Annotated in this window: 16 protein-coding genes and 1 other RNA gene; 10 read left to right on the top strand and 7 right to left on the bottom strand. The window is 37.3% G+C overall.

What is annotated here, in order from left to right; translation table 11 throughout:
• The first annotated feature begins 9 nt into the window (after nucleotides 1-9).
• From DHW03_RS03830 to DHW03_RS03805, 6 genes are all read left to right on the top strand, one after another.
• Nucleotides 10-459: a hypothetical protein gene (locus DHW03_RS03830; protein WP_109924402.1), complete on the top strand. Its 450-nt coding sequence runs from the start codon at nucleotides 10-12 to the stop codon at nucleotides 457-459.
• Nucleotides 460-469: 10 nt separating this feature from the next.
• A complete protein-coding gene (locus DHW03_RS19405; RefSeq protein WP_205940957.1) occupies nucleotides 470-733 on the top strand; it encodes a YHS domain-containing protein in 264 nt (87 codons plus the stop codon).
• 44 nt (nucleotides 734-777) lie between these two features.
• A complete protein-coding gene (locus tag DHW03_RS03820; RefSeq protein WP_109924401.1) occupies nucleotides 778-1,428 on the top strand; it encodes an SCO family protein in 651 nt (216 codons plus the stop codon).
• An 81-nt stretch (nucleotides 1,429-1,509) separates the two neighbouring features.
• A complete protein-coding gene (locus tag DHW03_RS03815) occupies nucleotides 1,510-1,932 on the top strand; it encodes a c-type cytochrome (protein ID WP_109924400.1) in 423 nt (140 codons plus the stop codon).
• 47 nt (nucleotides 1,933-1,979) lie between these two features.
• An RNA gene (gene rnpB / locus DHW03_RS03810) (RNase P RNA component class A) lies at nucleotides 1,980-2,359 on the top strand.
• A 292-nt stretch (nucleotides 2,360-2,651) separates the two neighbouring features.
• Nucleotides 2,652-4,061: a sigma-54-dependent transcriptional regulator gene (locus tag DHW03_RS03805; protein WP_109924399.1), complete on the top strand. Its 1,410-nt coding sequence runs from the start codon at nucleotides 2,652-2,654 to the stop codon at nucleotides 4,059-4,061.
• Nucleotides 4,062-4,163: 102 nt separating this feature from the next.
• Here DHW03_RS03805 and DHW03_RS03800 read toward each other — a convergent pair whose 3' ends face one another.
• The 6 genes from DHW03_RS03800 to DHW03_RS03775 form a co-directional block, all read right to left on the bottom strand.
• On the bottom strand, nucleotides 4,164-5,954 hold the full coding sequence (locus DHW03_RS03800; RefSeq protein WP_109924398.1) for a chloride channel protein: 1,791 nt from the start codon (nucleotides 5,952-5,954) through the stop codon (nucleotides 4,164-4,166).
• Nucleotides 5,955-6,031: 77 nt separating this feature from the next.
• The gene (locus DHW03_RS03795) at nucleotides 6,032-6,754 is read right to left on the bottom strand and encodes an RluA family pseudouridine synthase (protein WP_109924397.1); all 723 of its coding nucleotides are present in this window, start codon (nucleotides 6,752-6,754) and stop codon (nucleotides 6,032-6,034) included.
• A gap of 160 nt (nucleotides 6,755-6,914) precedes the next feature.
• On the bottom strand, nucleotides 6,915-7,604 hold the full coding sequence (locus DHW03_RS03790; protein WP_109924396.1) for a response regulator transcription factor: 690 nt from the start codon (nucleotides 7,602-7,604) through the stop codon (nucleotides 6,915-6,917).
• A gap of 104 nt (nucleotides 7,605-7,708) precedes the next feature.
• Complete coding sequence (locus tag DHW03_RS03785) at nucleotides 7,709-8,821, bottom strand: peroxiredoxin family protein (protein WP_109924395.1); 1,113 nt, start codon at nucleotides 8,819-8,821, stop codon at nucleotides 7,709-7,711.
• Between the two features lie 28 nt (nucleotides 8,822-8,849).
• Entirely contained in the window at nucleotides 8,850-10,307 is a 1,458-nt protein-coding gene (gatB, locus tag DHW03_RS03780; RefSeq protein WP_109924394.1) for an Asp-tRNA(Asn)/Glu-tRNA(Gln) amidotransferase subunit GatB, read from the bottom strand.
• Nucleotides 10,308-10,489: 182 nt separating this feature from the next.
• Complete coding sequence (locus DHW03_RS03775; protein ID WP_165825353.1) at nucleotides 10,490-11,785, bottom strand: Fic family protein; 1,296 nt, start codon at nucleotides 11,783-11,785, stop codon at nucleotides 10,490-10,492.
• 141 nt (nucleotides 11,786-11,926) lie between these two features.
• Here DHW03_RS03775 and DHW03_RS03770 point away from each other — a divergent pair, with 141 nt between their 5' ends.
• On the top strand, nucleotides 11,927-12,430 hold the full coding sequence (locus DHW03_RS03770; RefSeq protein ID WP_109924392.1) for a hypothetical protein: 504 nt from the start codon (nucleotides 11,927-11,929) through the stop codon (nucleotides 12,428-12,430).
• A gap of 140 nt (nucleotides 12,431-12,570) precedes the next feature.
• Here DHW03_RS03770 and alaS read toward each other — a convergent pair whose 3' ends face one another.
• Nucleotides 12,571-15,186, bottom strand: a complete 2,616-nt coding sequence (gene alaS, locus DHW03_RS03765) for an alanine--tRNA ligase (protein ID WP_109924391.1) — start codon at nucleotides 15,184-15,186, stop codon at nucleotides 12,571-12,573.
• Nucleotides 15,187-15,301: 115 nt separating this feature from the next.
• On the opposite strand from alaS, the gene DHW03_RS03760 reads away from it, so the two are divergent.
• The 3 genes from DHW03_RS03760 (at nucleotide 15,302) to DHW03_RS03750 (ending at nucleotide 18,553) form a co-directional block, all read left to right on the top strand.
• Nucleotides 15,302-15,637, top strand: coding sequence for a MerR family transcriptional regulator (locus DHW03_RS03760; RefSeq protein WP_109924390.1), 336 nt, complete (start codon nucleotides 15,302-15,304; stop codon nucleotides 15,635-15,637).
• A 95-nt stretch (nucleotides 15,638-15,732) separates the two neighbouring features.
• The gene (locus DHW03_RS03755; RefSeq protein ID WP_133248496.1) at nucleotides 15,733-16,533 is read left to right on the top strand and encodes a PorV/PorQ family protein; all 801 of its coding nucleotides are present in this window, start codon (nucleotides 15,733-15,735) and stop codon (nucleotides 16,531-16,533) included.
• Nucleotides 16,523-18,553, top strand: coding sequence for a helix-hairpin-helix domain-containing protein (locus DHW03_RS03750; RefSeq protein ID WP_109924388.1), 2,031 nt, complete (start codon nucleotides 16,523-16,525; stop codon nucleotides 18,551-18,553). The genes DHW03_RS03755 and DHW03_RS03750 overlap by 11 nt, the downstream gene beginning before the upstream one ends.
• Nucleotide 18,554 lies beyond the last annotated feature (1 nt).

Below are 18,554 nucleotides of genomic sequence, written 5' to 3'. Positions count from 1 at the left end.
TCAGATAAAATGAAATTGAGAAACATCTTAGCGTTTGGTTTAGTTGTAATGACAATAGCCTCCTGCAAAACCGAACCTGATTCATCAGCCATTCGTACAGAAGTGCTGAACATCCACGATAAGGTGATGATTGACGGTGAAAAGGTAATCAAAAATAAAATGAAGCTTGATACACTTTTGCTAGCAGAAAAAGCTAAACAATCGCCCGATACAACGAAAATTGTTGATTTGATTAGCAGACTAAACAAAGCCGACGAAAACATGATGGATTGGATGCATTTTTTTAAAGATGATTTTAAAGGTAAAAATGAAGATGAAAATTTAGCCTACTATAAATCTCAAATGATAAAAATTAGAGCGGTAGAAGACGGCTACATCCAAGTGACAAAAGAATCAGATTCAGTCCTTAAGATATTGAAAGCCAGCGCCAAAACTCCCACATCGGTACACAAAAATTAAATTTAATAGCATGAAAAAAATAAGTTTTTTAATTACGGCGATAATTTTTATTGCATTTTTAAGTCAGTCGTCTGCAAATATTACGGTAGCTCATACGCTCGCATTACCAACCGATTCAATTCAAAAGGTAGAGGTAGATCTGGTTTGTAAGATGAAAGTGAAACCAACTTCATCAAAAAGCACGGTGTACAACAAAAAGACGTACTATTTTTGCAGCGAGAGTTGTAAGCAAAAATTTGTTGCGAAACCAACAAACTATGTTAAAAATAAATAGGAAACCATTCCATGTAAGTATATTTACAGCATAATAAAATTACCATGATCAAAAATCATTTCTTTATAGCCATTTGCCTAGCATTGTTCACTTTTTTCTATGCCTGCAAACAGGATAAGAAACTTCCGTTTTATGGCGAACGACATGCCGAAACCGTAAAGGATGCCAACGGGACGGAAAAAATCGACACGGTTTATCAAACGATTCCAAATTGGTCTTTCTTAAACCAAGATAGTGTGGTTACAACCAATAAAGCTACCGATGGAAAAATCTACATTGCTGATTTTTTCTTCACTTCATGTACCACCATTTGCCCTACCATGCACCGCAATTTGATGACGGTTTATAATGAGTTTAAGAGCAATCCAGATGTGATGTTTGTATCGCATACCATTGATTTTAAATACGATAAACCATCTGTATTGAAGAAATATGCGCAAAAACTAGGTGTTGATGGATCGAAATGGCAATTTCTGTATGGCACTAAGGATAGCGTTTACACCTTGGCAGAAAAGAATTACCTAGTAGCTGTTGGCGAAGATAGTACAGCCAAAGATGGCTACATTCATCAAGGATATTTGGTTTTGATAGACAAAGACAGGCGAATTCGTGGTGCCTACGATGGTACCAAGGAAGATCAGGTTGAACAATTGAAAAGAGATATTCCGGTTTTGTTAGCCGAATACAAGAAATAGAAATTAGAATTTTTTTGTCATTTCGAGCGAATCGGGGTTGCTTGTTATTCCGCTCGAAATGACTTATTAATAAAACATAACATGCGCAAGTTTATCATCCATTCCATATTGATCTGTTCAGTAATTGCCATCATAATTTCTTGCCAAAATCAGGAAACCATCGATTTGCAAAACTACATGTCGAATGGAAAGGATATCTACAAAGCAAAATGTCAGAATTGTCATGGCGAAAATGGTGAGGGTTTAGGTCAGTTAGCTCCGCCTCTTACCGATTCAGTTTTCCTGAAAACCAATAAGGCTCGTTTAGCTTGCATAATTAAAAATGGAGCTAGTGAAACTTTAGTGATCCATGATAAAACCTATCAAGAAAAAATGCCAGGATTTCCTGAATTGGCGGATATAGATGTGGCTCAGGTAATGGTTTATGTAACGAATTCATTTGGAAACAAACAAGGCTTTGTATCTTATGATCAGGTTTCTACCCAATTGCAGAATTGCAAATAATCAAAATTCTTAATTTTTTTTGGCTAAAAAAGCCCATCTTTGCGCAAAATGCAGGTTGTTCTATCGCTGTTTCGAGTAAAATCGAGAGAGAGGAAAGTCCGGGCAACGCAGGGCATCTCGCTTTCTAACGGAAAGGGGTTCAAGAATGAAAACTTGAATTACGGATTAGTGCAGCAGAAAATATACCGCTTCGATTTATCGGAGTAAGGGTGAAAACGTGCGGTAAGAGCGCACGAGCATTGCAGGCAACTGTAGTGGTTTGTAAACCCCGGGAGTTGAAAGACCAAATAGGCTAACGCATGTAGGGCTGCCCGTCCGATGTTAGTGGGTAGGTCGTTAGAGATAAACGGCAACGTTTATAGTGGATTAATGATAGAAATTTCGAGTAATCGAAAAACAGAACCCGGCTTATAGACCTGCATTTTTTTAATTTCTTCTTTGCAATTGTTTTGGAATGCGTGAATTAGGGTTCTGATTGACCAAAGGGGATTTAGTTCTTGAACGCTTCAACTATTTGACAATCAAATTGATTAATTACATCTATTTTGATGTTAAAAATGCAGAACTTAAACTCAAAATAAAACTCAACTTTTTATTTTATCTCTGCATAAAACCTTTTATAAAATTTACCGTTTATAGCAGAAAATGATTGTATAAAAAACTATACATTAGTTAAAAAACAATATATTCGCACTTATAAGAGCATAATAAAATCCCGAATGGCTAAACTATTAATAATTGATGATGAACGGGCGATAAGAAGTACCTTACGCGAAATTCTTGAATACGAAAATTACGAAGTAGAAGATATTGATAATGGCATTGATGGTCTGGAAATGATCAAGAAAGGCAATTTCGATCTTGTACTTTGCGACATCAAGATGAATAAGATGGATGGTATGGAAGTGTTAGAGCAAGCACAGGTTATTAAACCAGATTTACCTTTCATCATGATTTCGGGGCATGGAACAGTTGAAACCGCAATTGAGGCCAGCAAAAAAGGTGCTTTCGATTTCATCTCCAAACCACCAGATTTAAACCGACTGTTAATAACCGTTCGCAATGGTCTAGATCGTGGGACATTGGTTACGGAAACGAAGGTTTTAAAACGTAAAGTCAGCAAAACCCGCGAAATTCTAGGCACCTCTGAAAGTATATCTAAAATTAAAGAAACAATTGAGCGTGTTGCCCCTACTGAAGCGCGTGTTTTAATTACAGGTGCAAATGGTAGTGGTAAAGAGTTGGTGGCCCGTTGGTTGCACGAAAAGTCGAACCGTGCAGATAGCCCTTTAATCGAAGTAAACTGCGCGGCAATACCTTCAGAATTAATTGAAAGTGAATTGTTTGGGCACGAAAAAGGTTCTTTTACTTCTGCTGTAAAACAGCGTATTGGTAAATTTGAGTTGGCTAACGGCGGTACCTTGTTTTTGGATGAGATTGGCGACATGAGCCTTTCTGCACAGGCAAAAGTACTTCGTGCTTTGCAAGAACATAAAATTGCACGCGTAGGTGGTGAGAAAGAGATTGAAGTAAACGTGCGCGTGTTGGCCGCTACAAATAAAGATTTACTAAAAGAAATTGAAGACGGTAATTTCCGAATGGACTTATACCACAGGCTAAATGTGATTAATATTCACGTTCCTCACTTAACAGAAAGAATTGATGATATTCCGGTAATTGCTCAGAATTTTCTGGAGCGCATTTGCGATGATTACGGAATGCCGGTTAAGAAAATTAATGAGGGTGGAATGGCCGCTTTGCAAGCTTTACCTTGGACAGGTAACGTACGTGAACTGCATAATATGATTGAGCGTTTAATTATTTTAAGTGATAAGGTAATTACTGAAAATGATGTTCGTGCCTTCGCCAACCCTGGTGGTGGTACAAACATTGGGGCAGCAACTAGCACTCAAATTGCTGGTGCAGCAGGCTCTAATTTAGCTTCTACTTTCGATAGTTTTAATAATTTCCAAGATTATAAAGACCATGCAGAGCGAGAGTTTATCAAATTTAAGCTAGAAAAAAACAACTGGAATGTTTCCAAAACGGCCGATGAGATTGATATTCAAAGAAGTCACCTGTACAGTAAAATTGAAAAGTTCGGTTTAAAGCGAGCAGAAACCACGTAGGTTTTTAATTCTATTAAGACAGATCAAGTTGGAATATAAGAGAGCAATCTTGGATTATTCCAACTTTTTTTTGAACTAATTTATAGATCTTTGTATTGAGAACTATCCCATATAGTCATTTTGGCGCATCAGCAAAGCTCTGTATTTATTGAAGATGGCTGTTTTAGATACGAAACCCATGTATCGATTCGTGCCATCTACCACTGGCAAAATCCAAACGTTGTCTTGCTCCATTTTCTGTAAAACCGATTTTAAATCTTCATCAGAATGAATCAAAGCTGGGGCAGATTGTACTAAATGTGAAGCGGTAATCGATTCTTTATCTGCATTGTTAATCATTTCGTTAAAGAGTTCCTCCACATAAATGATTCCTTTAAAATCCCCAATTTCGTCGGTAATGGCACAAATGTTTTTATGCGACTGCAAAATATCTTTCATTTTAAAAGAAATTAGCTCATTCATGTTTAACTGGGGATAGTTTTTTTCGACCAGATATTTTAGTTTCATCTGATTTAGTACTGTGGTGTCTTTATCTTCATGTGATAAAAGTTCGCCTTTATCAGCCAATGCTTTGGTATAAATCGAGTGCTTTTGAGAACTGCGATTAACGGCATAAGAAATAGCCGTGGTAATCATCAATGGAACCATCAAAATATAGCCACCTGTAATTTCTGCAATTAAAAAGATTCCTGTTAATGGAGCATGCATAATAGCACCCAATGCACCCGCCATGCCCGCTACAATGAAATTGGCAACGTTTAGTTCTGCAATTCCGGTTAAATTTACCGCATAGGCAAAAATGAAACCGATTAAACCGCCCATAATCAGGCTTGGGGCGAACGTTCCGCCGTTACCACCTGCACCCAAGGTAACCAGGGTGGCTATTGATTTCATAAAGATGGTTACTAAGGTGAACAGAACAACCAAAGCAGGTATGTTGTTGTAATCTGAGAAAATGCTATTGTTAATCACCGCCAGGTAATCTCCACTTAGTAAATTCTTTATGGTAATGTAGCCTTCTCCATAAAGGGTGGGAAAAAGAAAAACCATTACACCCAGCATCAGGCCTCCAATAACCACTTTGCTATATGGGCTTTTCACTTTATAAAAAAGGCCCTTAACTGCATAATTGGCTTTTGTAAAATAAATGGAGAATAAACCAATAAGCAGGGCCAAGATAACGTAGTAGAACAATGCATTAACCTGCCAGCCTTCCGTTACTAGGAAAAACAGCTGTTGGGTATAAAATAAACGAGCCACCACGGCTGCAGTTGCCGCAGAAAGTAATAAAGGTATAAATGCAGGTATGGTAAATTCTGGCAAGAGAATTTCGATGGCAAAAACAATTCCTGCGATAGGGCTATTAAATGCACCTGCTATCCCAGCTGCTGCACCACAAGCCACTAACATCGTAATTTCCCGGTAAGATAAGCCAAGCAATCGACCTAAGTTAGAGCCTATTGCTGATCCACTGGTTACAATGGGTGCCTCCAAACCTGTTGAACCTCCAAACCCAACGGTAATCGCCGCAGTAATAATTTGCGAATAAATATTATGTGGTTCTACCCTGCTCGATTTCTTAGAAATGGCATAAAGCAAAGGCGTTAAACCCGTTTCGAACTTGCTCTTTCTGATGAAATATTTGATGTAGAGTACAGTGAGGAAAATGCCAATCATGGGAAAGATGAAGTATAAATAATACTTGTACTTCCAGTGCCAATCAGACTGTAAAAACTCTTCAATGTGATGCGTAAGGCTTTTTAAAGCAGCAGCAGCCAATCCGGCTAAAATACCTACAATTACGGCAAGTATAATTAAGAAATTACGGTTTGATAGTTTAGATTTCCTGTATTGGTTTAGCGTATCAAGGTAATTTACAAATCGGATGTACATGCTTTGGGATTTTTCTATAGAGCGAATAATCCAAATGTAGCAAAATTGTTTATGGAGGATAAATTTTTTGACCTTATTTAAGCGTCAAATTTATCCAGTAGTTTAATCAACGTTGCAAAATCTTTAGGGTATGGCGCATCAATCACAATGTCTTGATCGTTCAAACCTTTAAAAATTAAATGGCGAGCATGCAATGCAAAGCGCTTCATGATGGGCTGCTCTTCTTCGCCCTTTGTTAATTTGTAACCGCGCTTAATAGATGATAAAAATACTGGTTTACCACGATACATCTCATCGCCAACAATTGCAGCCCGTTGCGTAGCCAAATGAATGCGGATTTGGTGCATTCTTCCCGTTATCGGCTTACACTCTACCAATGTATAATGTTTATAATACTTTAATGAATCGAAGATGGTTTCTGCCCGCTTACCCTCTGCCCGATCGATGGTTACATTTTTATTTCCATCGTTTAAAATGGGCAAATCAATCAAGAGTTTATCAAATATTACATGGCCATCTACCACTGCATGATACGTTTTATTTACTTTTCTACGCTCAAATTGCATGGAGGCATGACGATAACCCTCTGGATTCTTAGCGATAATTAAAGCCCCTGATGTTTCCTTATCCAACCGATGACATACCTGTGCATCATCACTGTACTGTTTAGCAAGCCGTAAAACATTCGTTTCACCCGAGCCTCCCCGCTCATCAAGAGAAGCCAGAAATGGTGGTTTGTTGATAACAATGAAATCGTTGTCTTCGAAAAGAATAAGGTCTTTAAAATTTGGAAACTTCAAACTGTACAAGTATTAATGAAGTGCAAAAATACGATTTATTTTTTTAAGGGTGCTCTAGCGATCTATTTAATTGAAAGGGAATAGTTTGATTATTTCATAACAAAGCCACAAAATCGCGGTTGGCCCAACGAATTTGTGGCTTAAAATTTATTTGAGTGGTTTAGGAAAGTTCGAATTTATACCCCACGCCTTTTACTGTTGATACGTAAGTTTCTCCTAGTTTTTCACGGAGCTTACGAATGTGAACATCGATGGTTCTATTGGTTACCACTACAGAATCTTCCCAAATGTTTTTAAGGATAGATTCGCGTGTGTAAACTTTACCAGGTTTTGAGGCCAATAAATAAAGCAACTCAAATTCTTTTTTGGCTAAAACTACTTTATTTCCACCCTGAAAAACTAAATAGGCTTCACGATCAATAACTAAATCACCTATTTCTAATTTATTTTCTGATACCTCTTCGGTACCTGAATTTCTTCGCAGGATGGCGTTAATTCGACTAACCAAAGCACGTGGCTTAATTGGTTTGGCGATATAATCATCAGCACCCACATTGAAACCGGCAATTTCTGAATATTCTTCGCTCCTAGCCGTTAAAAATACCATAAACGTATTTTTAAACTCCGGGATGGCTCGCATCAAGCGACAGGCTTCAATACCATCCATTTTAGGCATCATGATATCTAAAATAATTAAATCAGGATGAACCTTTTTGGCAACCGTTATACCTTCTTGTCCGTTTGAGGCCAAGAAAACTTGATATCCTTCTTTCTTTAAATTGTATTCAATTAATTCCAGAATATCTGGTTCATCATCAACAATTAATATTTTCTGACCTGGATTGTTCATAAATTAAATATTTGTTACGAAAGTAGTGTCTCTGATGCAATATACCGTTAAGTCTAAGTTAATAAATTGTTAACGACTTAAATTAGTTTAACATTGAGTTTCTTTTAACGTAACGTTTTTGCTAAAAACGCATCCAGCTCTTCACCACGCAGGTTTTTGGCGGCGATTTTTCCACTTGGATCAATTAAAAATGAAGCTGGTATAGCTTGTACTTGATATTTTCTCACCGTGCTGCCATTAAAATCTTTCAATTCGCTAACATGTGTCCACGTTAAACCATCCGCTTTAACTGCGCCTAACCATGCCGCTTTATCCGTATCCAAGGATATGCCTAAAATGTCAAAGTTTTTATCTTTGTACTGTTTATAAACCTTTACCACGTTCGGGTTTTCTTGGCGACAAGGTTGACACCAAGATGCCCAAAAATCGAGTAGAACATATTTGCCTTTATAATCTGAAAGGCTAACGGCTTTACCGTCCGCTGTGTTGATTGTAAATGCTGGTGCTGGTTGGCCAATTTGTACAGCTTTGAGCATCGCCATTTGTTTTACAAAGGTATCTACCGTTGCATTTCCTTTAATGTCTTGCTTTATCTCATCGCTAAATTTTACCAGTTCAGCTTCATATTCCTGCGGACTCAAAGTATTCATAGCATAGAAACTCGCCAAGGTACCTTTATTATCTGCGGCAAATTTTAGTATTGATTGGTTTAGTTGTTTGATGTATGATTCATATTGAGGCTTTAAACGCTCTAAAATGGCGCTTCTATCTTGAGGTTGTTGGCTTACCTGAGCTTCGAAATCGGCTTGCAACTTTTCTGCTTGTTTAGCAAAGTTATTTCTAAGGGCGTTTAACTCTGATAGTTTTTCTACTTCATGGGCACCGGAGATTTTGTAAGCCAAGGTTTTATCTGCTAAATCTGCTTCCAATTTAATTTCATCACCATTTTGTGCAATGAGCATAAATTCATGGTTACCTACTGATACCCTGAAAAAATCTACTGAGGGGGTCTTACGAATGAACTTGAACGCGCCCTTTTCAGAAAGATTGGTAGAATCTATGGCAATCATCTTACTGCCTTGCATCCCAAATAGGAACACTTTTTTTTCTGTTCCTGGGTTTTGGAAGGTCCCGTCGATTACAAAGCTATCTTTGGGTTTACATGCAGCAAATGCCACTGCGATCAATACAATCAGGCTAATATGTTTTAATTTCATCGGTATGTTAATTATGGATTATGTGTTCTTATTTTAACTTTTCAAGAATCAATTCGTTTAGTTTTTTAGCATCTGCTTTGCCCTTTGCAAGTTTCATTACATCGCCAACAAACAAGCCTAAAACACCTTTCTTGCCTTTTTTGTATGCCTCTACTTGTTGTGGATATTTGCTGAATACCTCATCAATGTATCCGCCCAACTCATCTCCGTTTTCGGAAATTAACAGGTTTAGTTTTTGCGCTAATCCTTCAACATTTGATACGTCTTGCTTTTCCAAAGCGGGCAACAACTGTTGAATGGCAATTTGTTGAGTAATTTTCTTTTCATCAACTAAGTTAATTGCTTCTGCGAGGTGCGCAGCTTTCACTTTATAGTCGGCAATGGAAATACCGCTCTCATTTAAGAGCGCCCGTATTGGACCAATTAGCCAGTTAATTAGGCTTTTTTTATTGGTTACTGTGGCAAGGGCATTGTTGAAATAAGCGAGTAAATCAATGTCTTCTGCAAAAAGCGTTGCATCAGCTTTACTGATTCCGAATTCGGCAATCATTTGTTTAGCAATGTCATTCGGGAGTGCAGGCATTGCCGATTTAATTTCAGCCAACCAAGCATCAGAAATCACCACTGGCTGTAAATCTGGATCTGCAAAATATCGATAATCATTTGCTTCTTCCTTGGTTCGCATGGGCGAAGTTGTTCCTTTTTCGGCATCGAAATTTAAGGTGCTTTGAATGATTTCTCCACCATTTGTGATGACTTCCACCTGTCGCCCAAATTCAAATTTCATGGCCCTGCGTACGTTACGCATAGAATTTAGATTTTTCACTTCGCAGCGGGTACCAAATGTTGTTGATTCCTTTTCTCGGATGGAAATATTTGCATCGCAACGTAAACTTCCTTCTTCCATATTCCCATCGCTTACGTTTAAGTGGCGTACCAACTTTCTAATTTCGCCTAATAAAGCAGAAGCTTCCTCCGCACTGCGAATATCTGGCTCGGTTACAATTTCGATCAAAGGAACGCCTGCCCGGTTTAAGTCAACCAAAGAATAGTTATCATCTTGATCGTGAATGCTTTTGCCAGCATCTTCTTCCAAATGAATTCTGTTTATGCCAATTTTCTTGGTCGAACCATCAGCAAGTTCCACTTCTAAAAATCCTTTAACACAAATGGGTTGGCTATCTTGCGTAATTTGGTAGCCCTTTGGTAAATCGGCATAGAAATAGTTTTTCCGATCGAAGTGATTGGTTTGGTTTATGGTGCAGTTTAAAGCCAGGCCAATTCTAATGGCTTTTGAAATGACTTCTTTATTAAGTTTTGGCAACGCACCCGGCAATGCTAACGATACAGTAGATATATTTTGATTAGGCAAGGCGCCAAAAGAAGCACGCTCAGCAGAGAAAATTTTTGTATTTGTGTTTAATTGAACGTGAATCTCCAATCCTGAAACGAGTTCGAATTTATTTTGGTTTGTACCTAAACCCATATAAAATGATGCCTTTAAATGTTATTTGAAGCAAATATAGTTAAAGTATGTTAAATCAGATGTCTCAATTAAACTACTCTACGGAGCTTATGTTTTGGGTATTGTTAAAGAGCAAAAAATATAACCCCAAATTATGAATGTAGAGTTGTTATTGATTTAACGATACCTTTCGTGGTCATTAATTATCGAATGAAGTTCTCAATTACTTTACTATCTGATAAAAAATAAGAATATGGCTTTGATGATTTACTTTCTGAGATTAATCCCATTTTAATAAGCTCATTGATGTCTTTACTCGCCGTTTGCCTAACAATTTGATGCTCACGTGCATACGAATTTAATGTAATTGTATTTTTATCCTTTAGATATAGATATCCAATTAAATCTGCTTGTCGTTTGTTAAGCCCTCTGCTTAAAAGTTCATATGATATTGTATTGGCTTGTTTGCGTTCTTCTGATTTCCGATCTCTATACTTTACAAGTTTTTCGAAGGCTACTTTAATATTTTTAACACTATATGATATGAAATAATTTAAATCGTTGTCATCATATTCTGTCTTTAAAAAAGCTTTATCATATTGGGTTCTTGATTCGAGTATAACTCTTGAAATTGAAATATTCTTAACTAAAACATATCCTTTTTTTAGTAGGTACCAATAGAATAAAGCTCTTGAAGTTCTTCCATTTCCATCAATAAAAGGATGGATAAAGCCAATAAGAAAGTGGATCATGGAAGCTTTTACTATCGGATGTATAAAATGCTGATCATCGTTAATAAAATCGCAAAGTTGTTGCATTAAAAGTTCAACTTCCTCCCAATGGGGCGGTATGTGGGCAACTTCTCCGTCTAAATGATCTGTTACATAAACTTCACTCGTCCTAAAATTGCCAGAATATTTCTCCGCTTCGGTATTTGCGGTCATTCTTTTGTGAAGTTCAATGATGAGTTTGAAATCAATTGGAATGTCGAGAAATTCGTTTATATATTGGATGGCCCGCAAATTATTGAAAATCATTTGTTCAGACTCATTTCTCGGGCTTCTCCCGCTTTTGAGCATCTCTCTTGCTACTTTGGTTGTTGTCGCGGCTCCCTCAACCTGGGAAGAGGCAACCGCTTCCTCTAGCAGTGAATTTCTCAGAAACTCATCCCTGTCAGAAGACAGGATTGGGTTTTTTTGCAATCCTCCTAATAATTTAGAATCAAAATCATGTAGGTTTTTGGAAATGTAAGATGATAGAAAATAGTTGAATTTGTATTTTCCTAAAACAATGTTTTCATACTTTGAAGATCTATAAGACTTTATCAAAGTCCAATTTTTCACCGGGTCCTCAAAAGGTGTTACCTTCTTGTATTTTAAATCGTCCCAATAGTAATATCCTTCATCAGCCTTACTTAAGAAATCATCAAAGTCACCTTTCCAAACTCGTTTCAGGTAATCGATATTGATCTCAATAAAGGGAGGTTTCTCTAGTTTCATTCCAACATTGTTAAATTGTCGTTTAAAATTAACAAAGTTTACATCATTTCGCAAGTTATTTTTAATATATATATCTCTGTTACAATAGATACTTTGGCACAACGTTTGAATATTCAGTAATACACACAAATACATTAGATTATGAAAAAGTTATTAATCATCTCCGCGATTGTAGGTATCGTGGCTTTAACATCTAATCAATCAAACGCTCAAGTCAGTTTAAACGTTAACATTGGTGCCCAACCCACATGGATTCCGGCGGGTTACCAAAGTGTTAATTATTACTATCTCCCAGAAGTTCAGTCTTATTATTACGTACCGCAAAGACAATTTGTTTATTTAAGCGGAAATCGTTGGACCAGATCGAGGTACCTCCCTGCTAGATACAGAGGTTATGATCTACACCGAGGTAGAAAGGTAGTGGTTTATGGAAATAGTCCATATCGCAGCTACAATACGCATAGGGTAAAATATTCCAATCATGTGAATTATTACAGAACTTCTTATGGTGGCGGAAACCGAGTGAGGTACAGCGCTCCTAGAGGTCGTTACAAACCGCAACACTTTGACAATAGACGCCATGATAGTAGAGTAAATTCAAGCTTGTTCTCCAGAGGACATAGAGAGAAACATGGCAGGCACTAAACAATATGCAGCAATCAACACCATTTTGTTGAATCGAACTTGATTTTGAGTAATCGAGACAAACAAAAAGAGGCAATTTTCTTAAGCGAAAATTGCCTCTTTTCATTTATTAATGCTTTGGGTGCTGTGAAAACATCAATTTATTGGGGTATAAAGCTTTCCGCTTTTTCCAACACTGTTTTTAATCCAGCAGCATTTTTACCTCCAGCGGTTGCATAAAAAGGCTGACCTCCGCCCCCGCCTTGAATTTCTTTTCCCAATTCTCTCACAATGTTTGATGCGTTCATGCCTTTTTTCACCAATTCATCAGAAAGCATAATCGTGATGCCTGGCTTACCATCTATCTCAGTAGTGAAAACCAAGAAAAGATTATCTACCAAATCTTTAATGGAGAATGCTAAGTTTTTAATGGCATCAGCATTGGGTAAATCGATATGTGTTGCGATTAAATTAACATCATTGATGGTTTTCATATGATGAACTACCTCGTGCTTCAAGTTATTCACTCTTTCCGAAGTAGACTTCTCGATCTCTTTTTTCAGTTTGGCGTTTTCGTCGAGCAGGGCTTGAACAGCTGCTGCTAGATCTTTAGCACCATTCAATAAGGATTTTAATTGACCAAGTTCTTTGCGTTGATCTAAGAAATATTGCTCTGCTTTATCTGCTGTAATGGCTTCAATCCTGCGTACTCCGGCTGCAACTGCACTTTCCGCAATAATTTTAAATGAACCAATTTGCCCTGTAGCTTTAACGTGGGTACCACCACAAAGTTCTTTAGAGAAATGATCGTCGAAGGTAATCATCCGAACAAAATCGCCATATTTTTCGCCAAATAAAGCGGTTACACCACTTTCTATGGCATCTTGATAAGGGACATTTCTTTGTTCTTTCAGTTTTATGTTTTGCCTGATTTTCTGATTTACAATCACTTCTATTTGAGCCAATTCTTCGTCCGTTACTTTTGCGAAGTGAGAAAAATCGAAGCGCAAGTAATCTGCATTAACCAATGAGCCCTTTTGATTTACATGTTTGCCCAAAACTTGCTTAAGCGCGGCATGTAGTAAATGGGTTGCGGAGTGATTATCCTCTGTTAAAATCCGTTTGTCTTCATCTACCACTGCCCAAAACTTACCCTCAAGGTTATCAGGTAATAAATCTGTAAAATGAACGGTTAAGCCATTTTCTTTTTTGGTATCGGTAATATCAACCCAAAACTGGCGACTATGATCTTCCAAACGGCCTGTATCTCCAACCTGACCACCACTTTCAGCATAGAAAGGTGTTTGGCGCAATACAATTTGATATTGTTCCTTTCCTTTTGCCTTTACCTTGCGATATTTTAAAATTTCGGTTTCAATTTCTAAATCATCGTATCCAACAAATTCACTTTGATCATCAGTATTGACAATTACCCAGTCGCCCGTATCAATTGCAGTGGCTGCGCGACTGTCATCTTTCTGTTTTTTAAGCGATTGCTCGTATCCAGCCAAATCTACACTCCAACCCTTTTCTCTCGCCATTAACTCCGTCAAATCTATCGGGAAGCCAAAAGTATCAGATAATTCGAATGCAAAATTCCCTTCAACTACATTATTGTTGGCTTGGTATTTTTCAAAACGTTGAATACCTGTAGATAACGTCCTTAAAAAAGAAACTTCTTCCTCTAGAACAACTTTTTGTACGAAATCTTGCTGAGAAATCAATTCTTCAAATACCCCTTTAAACTGCTCGGCTAATAACGGAACCAGTTGATTTAAAAAAGGTTCTTTGAAATTTAAAAAGGTATAGGCATAGCGTACTGCTCGGCGTAAAATTCTACGAATTACATAACCAGCCTTATTGTTTGATGGCAGCTGTCCATCGGCAATTACAAATGAAATGGCACGAATATGATCGGCCATAACCCGCATAGCGATGTCTGTTTTCTCATCTGTACCATACTTTACACCCGATTTTTCTGCAATAAACTGAATCATTGGTTGGAAAACATCGGTATCGTAGTTAGAAGTTTTTTCTTGTAAAACCCTCACCAAACGCTCGAAACCCATTCCAGTATCAACATGCTTAGCTGGTAAACTTTGCAAGGACCCATCTTTCAATCGGTTGAATTGCATAAATACATTGTTCCAAATTTCAATTACTTGTGGATGATCGGCATTTACGAGCGTAGCACCATCAACCAAAGCCTTTTCCGCATCGGTACGGCAATCTACGTGAATTTCAGAGCATGGGCCACATGGCCCCGTATCGCCCATTTCCCAAAAATTATCTTTCTTATTTCCAGGCAAAATATGGCTTTCATCTACATATTGTTTCCACAAATCATAGGCCTTTTGGTCTTTTGCTAAGCCTTCCTTTTCATCACCTTCAAAATAGGTTACATACAGCTTATCCTTCGGTATTTTATACACCTCAGTGAGCAATTGCCAGCTCCAATCAATGGCATCCTTTTTAAAGTAATCGCCAAAACTCCAATTGCCCAACATCTCAAACATCGTGTGGTGGTAGGTATCAATCCCAACTTCTTCTAAATCATTGTGCTTTCCTGATACGCGTAAACAACGTTGTGTATCGGCAACACGAGGATATTTTATTGCGGCCTCACCTAAAAACAAATCTTTAAATTGGTTCATTCCGGCGTTTGTAAACATCAACGTAGGGTCGTTTTTAACTACAATTGGTGCCGATGGTACAATATGATGTTGTTTCTCTTTAAAAAAATCTAGGAATGCCTGTCTAATCTCTTGTGCTGTCATTGGTATAATATTGGAGGAACAAAATTAAAATTTTATTGCGTTAATCAGGAAAAATAGAGATACATTTGAGCACTTTAATTAATCGATGTAAAACCCTAATAATCAAGCACAAGTTATGCCGTATAAAGAAAGAGACATTAATAAAATGTATTATACCATGGGCGAAGTGACTGAAATGTTTAATGTAAACGCATCTCAAATCCGTTTTTACGAAAAGGAATTTGATATTCTTCAACCCAAAAAAAATAAGAAAGGCAACCGCCTTTTTACACCAGAAGACATTGAAAATTTGAAAATCATTTTTCATTTGGTTGATGAAAAAGGATTCACCCTAAAAGGCGCAAAAGATTACTTAAAGAATAACAGATCAGGCGTTAAAGAAAACCAAAAGATTATAGATTCATTAGAAAAACTAAAAGGATTTTTAGTAAACCTAGCTCAAGAATTATAATTGTATTTTTAATTTGATTTTCATCACCATAAATTACTACATTTAAAAACAACAAATCACTCTATTTTTTTTGACGTCCCGGTTAACGCCCACGCATGAAAATATTAAGTTTTTTGTTGATTCTGTTATCAACTCCTACCCTTTTTGCGCAAAACAATCTCGGTCCGAGGCTCACGGCTATGGGCAACAATGGCGCAGCCGTTTCTGATGTTTGGTCTGTACAGGCCAACCCAGCTGCGATATCCAATCTGCAAAAGCTATCAATTTCCATCAACTATATTAAACACCTTTTCAGTAATGAAATTAGCACACAAGCTTTTGTTGCTGTGCTTCCCTTTAAGCAAAATTTTGTTGGACTAAGTTTTCAGCGTTACGGATTTTCTGCCTACAATGAGCACAAAATTGGTTTTGCTTATGCCAAAAAATTTGGTGATAACTTTTCTACCGCCATCAATGCAAATTATCACCAAATCAAAATTTCGAGTTATGGTGCTACAAAGGGCTTTTCTGTGGATTTGGGCGCCCTTTATCATTTCGATAATCAGCTGATTTTTGGCGCATTCGTGAGCAATCCCTCAAAACAAAAGTTCAATAGTGCAGAAATTGCCGCTAATATTCCAATTTCATTTAACATTGGTGCAAGTTATTTGGCATCTGATAGGGTTTTACTTGCTGCAACTATAAGTGAAGTTATTCATAATCAAATAGAAGTGAAATTTGGTCTCGAATATCAACTCATGAGTTTACTGAGCTTACGTGGCGGGTTGAGCGCCAAGCCATTTAAACAATATGCAGGCTTTGGATTAAACTATAAGAAATTCTTACTAGACATGGCAACTACCTACGATGCGAATTTAGGTTCTGCGCCCCAGATTGCCCTAGGATATGCGTTTTAGTTTGTTGATTTTGCTAATTGTGCTATTTGTACTCAATGCAGGCGCACAAAGCGTTGAACAAGAGGTTAATCTGCATGATATTTTAGAAAGCGTTGCCGAGAATTTACCTGATGATTATGACCTTACCGAACTTATTGATGTATTAGATCGGCTAAGAAAGCACCCCATTAATTTGAATCGAACTTCGCCAGAAGAATTAAAAACATTGGTTTTTCTTTCGCCCTTGCAAATCAGCAATTTTTTCAGCCACATAAAAGAGAATGGAAATTTTGTGGATGTTTTAGAGTTACAAGCCATTGATGCTTTTGATGTAAACACCGTTAAATGTTTGCTCCCCTTTGTCACTTTAAGTCAAGAATCAGCCTATGAACAACTTACCTTCAAAAACTTGAAGAATTTGGGAGAACATGATTTGGTGATGCGCTATGCTCAAACCTTGCAAAAACAAAAAGGCTTCACCGATTTGCCCGGTAATCGCTATTTGGGTGGCCCTGAAAGATTCCAAACTAGGTATCGGTACCATTACGGAACGATTGTTTCTGCTGCATTAACGCTTGAAAAGGATGCGGGCGAAAAATGGCTTGGTAAACCCATTGATTTTCTTTCTGGAAATGTATCGATTTATAAATTTAGACAGATTAAAAAAGCTGTCTTGGGTGATTATACTCTACAATTTGGACAAGGGCTAACGATGTGGTCGGGATTTGCTTTTGGCAAGGGCCCTGACGTTACGAGTATTGCAAAGAAGGACCTAGGTTTAAGGCCTTATCGTTCTGCAAATGAATATTACTTTTTAAGAGGTGCATCTGCAACAATTAATCTTTACAAAAATTTTGATGTAACACCTTTCTTTTCATCCAAAAATTTGGATGCAAGCCAAGAGATGGACGACAATGCAAACTTGCTGCAAGCCACGATTAACCAAACTGGCTTGCATAGAACACCCTCAGAAATAGAAAATAAAGCTGTATTGAGTCAACGGATTTTCGGTGCAGCAGTTCAATACAACAAAAATGATTTAGGCCTTGGCGCTATTGCTTACCACAGTATTTACGGAAATCGATTCATTACGCAGTCTTCGCTATATGATCAATTCAGTTTTACAGGCGATGCTTTAACGAATGTTGGATTATTCTACAATTACACCTACAAGAATTTTTATTTCTTTGGCGAAGGCGGAAAAAGTTTAAAAAGTGGTTTAGCTTATGTAAATGGGGTGCTGATTAGCTTGTCGCCAACTGTTTCCGCTGCAATAAGTTATCGCCATTACGATGTAGATTATCACAACTTTTTCAACCAAGGTTTGGCAGAATCGAGTGAAGCGGTTAATGAAAGGGGAATTTATGCCGGTTTAAATCTGATCCCCAATAAGCATTGGTCATTTTCATTTTATGGGGATTACTATAAATTTCCTTGGCTAAAATATTTGGTTGATGCTCCGTCAAAAGGTTTCGAAATATTGGGTCAATCAATTTACACCCCAAACAAAACGTTTAAGATTTTATTAAGATTTAAAACAGAAAATAAACAACAGAATGCAGACTTGGAACTGCCCATCCATCAGTTAGACGACGTAAAAAAGGAAGGTTACAGAGCGGAAGTAAACTGGCAACTAAACAAAAAATGGCTATTTCAAAATAGAATAGAATGTTCCCAATACCAGAAAGGTGAAAATACACCTGAATTTGGCTATTTACTTTATCAAGATGTGAGTTATGCACCTATGTTTTCGAAATTCAGGGGCAATGTTAGAGTTGCATATTTCAACACTGCTAGTTACAATAGTCGTATTTACGCTTATGAAGATGATGTTTTGTACAGTTTTGCTTTCGGTATGTATAGCGGAAAAGGTTTTAGAACCTATTTGAATTTGAAATACAACCTAACTAAGAAGCTTAATGTATGGGCAAGGTATGCGATGTTTAGTTACAAAAATGTTGAAACTGTAGGTACCTATCTAGATGAAATACAAGGGAATAAAAAGTCAGAAGTTAAACTTCAGTTGAGGTATCAATTTTAAA

Source organism: Pedobacter yonginensis (assembly GCF_003173595.1).
GTDB classification, from domain to species: domain Bacteria; phylum Bacteroidota; class Bacteroidia; order Sphingobacteriales; family Sphingobacteriaceae; genus Pedobacter; species Pedobacter yonginense.
The sequence above is the reverse complement of the archived record's forward strand: the minus strand, read 5'-3'. Positions and strand labels throughout refer to the sequence as shown.

Coding starts and splice junctions, on each gene's coding strand:
- DHW03_RS03775 (WP_165825353.1), bottom strand. CDS start 11,785: ATGAAACTAGAGAAACCTCCCTTTATTGAGATCAATATCGATTACCTG.
- DHW03_RS03820 (WP_109924401.1), top strand. CDS start 778: ATGATCAAAAATCATTTCTTTATAGCCATTTGCCTAGCATTGTTCACT.
- DHW03_RS03785 (WP_109924395.1), bottom strand. CDS start 8,821: ATGAAATTAAAACATATTAGCCTGATTGTATTGATCGCAGTGGCATTT.
- DHW03_RS03770 (WP_109924392.1), top strand. CDS start 11,927: ATGAAAAAGTTATTAATCATCTCCGCGATTGTAGGTATCGTGGCTTTA.
- DHW03_RS03815 (WP_109924400.1), top strand. CDS start 1,510: ATGCGCAAGTTTATCATCCATTCCATATTGATCTGTTCAGTAATTGCC.
- DHW03_RS03750 (WP_109924388.1), top strand. CDS start 16,523: ATGCGTTTTAGTTTGTTGATTTTGCTAATTGTGCTATTTGTACTCAAT.
- gatB (WP_109924394.1), bottom strand. CDS start 10,307: ATGGGTTTAGGTACAAACCAAAATAAATTCGAACTCGTTTCAGGATTG.
- DHW03_RS19405 (WP_205940957.1), top strand. CDS start 470: ATGAAAAAAATAAGTTTTTTAATTACGGCGATAATTTTTATTGCATTT.
- DHW03_RS03800 (WP_109924398.1), bottom strand. CDS start 5,954: ATGTACATCCGATTTGTAAATTACCTTGATACGCTAAACCAATACAGG.
- DHW03_RS03760 (WP_109924390.1), top strand. CDS start 15,302: ATGCCGTATAAAGAAAGAGACATTAATAAAATGTATTATACCATGGGC.
- alaS (WP_109924391.1), bottom strand. CDS start 15,186: ATGACAGCACAAGAGATTAGACAGGCATTCCTAGATTTTTTTAAAGAG.
- DHW03_RS03830 (WP_109924402.1), top strand. CDS start 10: ATGAAATTGAGAAACATCTTAGCGTTTGGTTTAGTTGTAATGACAATA.
- DHW03_RS03755 (WP_133248496.1), top strand. CDS start 15,733: ATGAAAATATTAAGTTTTTTGTTGATTCTGTTATCAACTCCTACCCTT.
- DHW03_RS03790 (WP_109924396.1), bottom strand. CDS start 7,604: ATGAACAATCCAGGTCAGAAAATATTAATTGTTGATGATGAACCAGAT.
- DHW03_RS03805 (WP_109924399.1), top strand. CDS start 2,652: ATGGCTAAACTATTAATAATTGATGATGAACGGGCGATAAGAAGTACC.